The following is a 4,622-nucleotide window of genomic DNA, read 5'->3' on the forward strand; positions in this document are numbered from 1 at the left end:
AATCTTGTCGTCAGTCTTAATTTCTCTGGCACCCGTTTGCTGTACCAAATTGCGAACAATGGCCTCGGCTTTCGCCAGGTCATTGCGACTTACAGTGAAGGTAAGGTCAGTGGACTTATCCTCGGCGACGTTCTGCACGATCACATCGACTTCGATATTCGCCTCACTAACCGGGCCCAAAATCTGGTAGGCCAGACCCGGAGTGTCAGGCACCCCAAGCACCGTAATTTTTGCCTCATCGCGCGTAAACGCGATACCCGAGATAGCCGGGTTTTCCATATCTGACTCTTCCTCAAGACTGATCAAGGTGCCTGGGCCTTCCTCGAAGGCGTGTAGCACACGCAATGGGACATTGTATTTGCCCGCAAATTCAACCGCGCGTATCTGCAATACCTTCGAACCCAAGCTGGCCATTTCCAGCATCTCTTCGAAGGTAATACGCTCCAAACGACGCGCCCGACTTTCGACCCGTGGATCAGTGGTGTACACCCCATCCACATCGGTATAAATTTGGCACTCATCGGCCTTTAGGGCCGCAGCCAAAGCCACTCCCGTGGTATCCGAACCACCGCGCCCCAGGGTAGTGATATTGCCGTTCTCATCAACGCCCTGGAAACCCGCGACAACGACCACATTACCTTCAGCCAGATCGCGGTGAATATTCTGGTCATCAATCTCACGAATCCGCGCCTTGGTATGCGCCTCATCGGTCAAAATACGCACCTGACTACCAGTATAGGACTTCGCGCCTATACCGCGCTCATGCAGGGCCATGCACAACAAGGAAATCGTGACTTGCTCGCCGGTTGAGACGAGGACATCCAGCTCCCTTGGGGTGGGTTGCTCCTGCATGGCTTTCGCCATTTCGATCAGGCGGTTGGTCTCACCGCTCATCGCGGATACCACGACAACGACGTCATCGCCCCGCTCTCTAAAGCCGGCCACCTTTTCAGCGACAGCTTTTATGCGGTCTACGGTGCCAACTGAAGTACCGCCAAATTTTTGTACAATCAGACTCATGATTTCTATCTACAAATGAACGCCCTGCGCGAAGGGCGCTCATTAAACAACAACTCCAGATTAAAGGAAACGGCTACTAATTCTCTATAAGTGTTTCACGTAATCTTTTGCCGCCTGCAAGGCCGCCGGAATCGCCGCCGCGTCCGTACCCCCTCCCTGCGCCATATCGGGACGACCGCCCCCCTTGCCGCCCACTGCCGCGGCGGCCAACTTCATAATATCGCCCGCTTTGCACTGGCTGGTAAGGTCTTTGCTCACCCCTGCCACCAGCGACACCTTGTCGCCCTCGGCACTGGCCAGCAGCAGCACGCCTGAACCGAGCTTATTCTTCAGCTGATCCATGCTGTCGCGCAGTGCCTTGGCATCGACGCCATCGATTTTCACCGCCAGCACCTTGATCCCGTTGATCTCTTCAACTTCCGACATCAAGTCGCGGCTGCCGGCGGTAGCCAGCTTGGCTTTCAAGCGCTCCAGCTCTTTTTGCTGTTCGCGACTTGTCGCCAGCAATTGAGCCAACTTAGTATCAAAGTTTTCCGGGGTACTTTTCAGTGCCGCACAGGCCGCCTGCAGGCGGTTGCGGTCGGCATTGGCCTCGCGCAGTGCGCCCTCTCCGGTCACCGCCTCGATGCGGCGCACGCCGGCCGCAATCCCCGACTCGGCGACAATGCGCATCACGCCAATGTCACCGGTGCGCGACACATGGGTGCCACCGCAAAGCTCCACCGAAAAATCACCGCCCATGCTTAACACGCGCACGGTATCGCCGTATTTTTCACCAAACAACATCATCGCGCCGCGCTCGCGGGCACTGTCGATATCGGTTTCCAAGGTCTCTACCACCGTGTTGCGGCGGATCTCGGCATTGACCAGCGCCTCGATCTCCGCCAGCTGCTCGGCTTTGACCGCCTCACCGTGGGCAAAGTCAAAACGCAGGCGCTCAGCGGTGACCAGCGAGCCCTTCTGCGCGACATGCTCGCCCAGTACCTGACGCAGCACGGCGTGCAGCAAATGGGTCGCGGAGTGGTTGAGCGCGGTCGCCTGGCGAATATTTGCATCAACTTCCGCCGTCACGGCTGCGCCCAGTGCCACACTGCCCTCGGCCACGATGCCCATATGCACGAAATGGTCGCCAGCCTTCTGCGTATCCCTGACCTCAATGCGCAGGCCATCGGCGCAAATCAGCCCACAGTCACCGGCCTGACCACCGGACTCGGCATAGAAGGGGCTGCGATCGAGCACCAACAGCAGTTCATCGCCCTGTTCAGCGCGCTCGCAGGGCTGGCCGTCTTTCAGCATGGCCACGATCGTCGCCGAGTCCTGCAGGTTCTGGTAGCCGGTAAATTCAGTGGCTCCCTCCAGCTCGATGCGCAGGTCGGCATCCATTTTAAAGTTCGACGCAGAGCGCGCGCGCTGGCGTTGCGCGGTCATCGCCGCCTCAAACCCGTCCATATCCAGGCTCAGGTTTTGTTCGCGGGCAATATCGGCGGTCAAATCCACCGGAAAGCCATAGGTATCGTAGAGCCGGAACACGGTCTCACCGGGAATCTGGCTGCCCTGCAGATCTTTGAGATCGGCTTCGAGTATGCGCATGCCCTGATCCAGGGTTTTGGCAAACTGCTCCTCTTCCTGCAGTAGCGCCTTTTCAATTTGGCCCTGCAAGCTCAGCAGCTCGGGATAGGCCTCGCCCATCTCTGCCGCCAGCGCGGCGACCAGCTTGTGGAAGAAAGCTTCACTGGCACCCAGCTTATTACCGTGACGCACCGCCCGGCGAATAATGCGGCGCAGCACATAGCCGCGCCCCTCGTTGGAGGGCAGCACGCCATCGGCAATCAAAAAAGCACAGGAGCGAATATGGTCAGCGATGACCCGCAGCGAGGTGTGGCTGCGGTCTTCAACCTGCAGCACCTGGGCCGTAGCGGCAATCAGATTATCAAACAGGTCGATTTCGTAGTTGCTGTGCACCCCCTGCATCACTGCAGAAATACGCTCCAAGCCCATGCCGGTGTCCACCGACGGCGCCGGCAATTCCGTCATACTGCCGTCGGCGTCGCGATTGAACTGCATGAAGACATTATTCCAGATCTCAATGTAGCGATCGCCGTCCTCATCCGGGCTGCCAGGCGGACCACCCGCGACCTCTTCGCCGTGGTCGTAAAAAATTTCCGTGCAGGGGCCACAGGGGCCGGTGTCGCCCATCGACCAGAAGTTATCAGACGCGTACTTAGCCCCTTTGTTATCGCCGATACGCACCATCCGCTCGGCGGGCACACCCACCTCTTCATTCCAGATCTTGTAGGCTTCATCGTCGTCGGCATACACCGTTACCCAAAGGCGCTCGCTGTCTATCGCCAGCCACTCTTTGGAGGTGAGGAATTCCCAGGCGAACAATATGGCGTCGCGCTTGAAGTAGTCGCCAAAACTAAAATTGCCCAGCATCTCGAAGAAGGTGTGGTGGCGGGCGGTATAGCCGACATTTTCCAGGTCATTGTGTTTGCCGCCGGCGCGCACACAGCGCTGGCTGCTTACCGCGCGACTGTAATTGCGCTTGTCGCGCCCCAGGAACACGTCTTTAAATTGCACCATACCCGCATTGGTGAACAGCAGGGTCGGATCATTGCCCGGCACCAGCGAGCTGCTGGCAACCGGGGTGTGGCCCTTGCTTTCAAAATAGCGAATAAAGGCATCGCGAATAGCAGCGCTTTTCATGAAAACGGTCTCACTCCGGGGTCTACACAACGACAAACGCCGGAAAATGGCTTCCGGCGAAAAGAAAAAAGTATAGCGAAATCAATCGGCTTTGTATGCGTTGGCACCGCCACCGAACGGTAAATTAGTCGAGTTTTTCGTCGGCGGTCAGCGGCCGCGCCTCAGATTCCAGCATCACCGGAATCCCGTCGCGCACCGGGTAGGCCAAGCCACTGGCACGGCAGATCAGCTCATTGCGGCTCGCGTCGTACTCGACCGGTGCCTTGCTGACCGGACATACCAGAATTTCTAACAACTTCTTATCAATCATTTTCCACACTCTACAAACCATAAACTGCAGCGCAAGCGCCGCACGTATTTCAGGGCAGTTCGGGCATAGGCCCTACCAACAGCGCCGGATCCAGGCGCTGGCCAAACCAATTCATCCGCCAGTCCAGATGCGGCCCGGTCGCTCGCCCCGTTGCCCCCACCTCGGCAATGGGCTGCCCCTGCTGTATTTCCTGCCCCTCTGCCACCAGTATCTTACTCAGATGAATAAAGGTGGAAGAAATGCCCTGACCGTGATCGACAATCAAGGTGCCGCCGGAGTAAAACATATCCTCATGGACCAGGCTGACCACCCCGCTATTGGGCGCGACCACCGTGGCGCCGGTCGGCCTGGCAACATCCACACCGTAGTGCGGCCGACCGGGCGTGCCATTATAGACACGCTGACTACCGAAAACACCTGTTACCGGCCCCAATAGCGGCCATTGAAAGCCCTGCAAAAAATCCTGTCGCGCCAGTACACGCTTGCGCGCCTTGCCAACCAAGGCCGCCTCGCGACGAATTCTCGCCAACACCTCCGGTGGCGGCGTCACCGTTTTCTGCGGCACACCATCCACCCGCTGAATGGC

General features: G+C 58.1%; 4 protein-coding genes. All 4 read right to left on the minus strand.

Features of this window, described 5'->3' with window-relative positions; all coding sequences use genetic code 11:
• On the minus strand, window positions 1–1,020 hold a 1,020-nt coding region (locus tag ABYM29_RS14840), incomplete at its 3' end, for an aspartate kinase (protein ID WP_372865567.1).
• Between the two features lie 84 nt (window positions 1,021–1,104).
• Window positions 1,105–3,726, minus strand: coding sequence for an alanine--tRNA ligase (gene alaS, locus ABYM29_RS14845; RefSeq protein WP_372865568.1), 2,622 nt, complete (start codon window positions 3,724–3,726; stop codon window positions 1,105–1,107).
• Window positions 3,727–3,850: 124 nt separating this feature from the next.
• Entirely contained in the window at window positions 3,851–4,036 is a 186-nt protein-coding gene (locus tag ABYM29_RS14850) for a Trm112 family protein (RefSeq protein ID WP_372865569.1), read from the minus strand.
• 49 nt (window positions 4,037–4,085) lie between these two features.
• Window positions 4,086–4,622 (minus strand): M23 family metallopeptidase (locus ABYM29_RS14855; protein WP_372865570.1); only part of this gene is annotated, 537 nt, incomplete at its 5' end.

It is taken from the genome of Spongiibacter sp. (assembly GCF_041602295.1).
In the GTDB taxonomy this organism is placed as follows: domain Bacteria; phylum Pseudomonadota; class Gammaproteobacteria; order Pseudomonadales; family Spongiibacteraceae; genus Spongiibacter.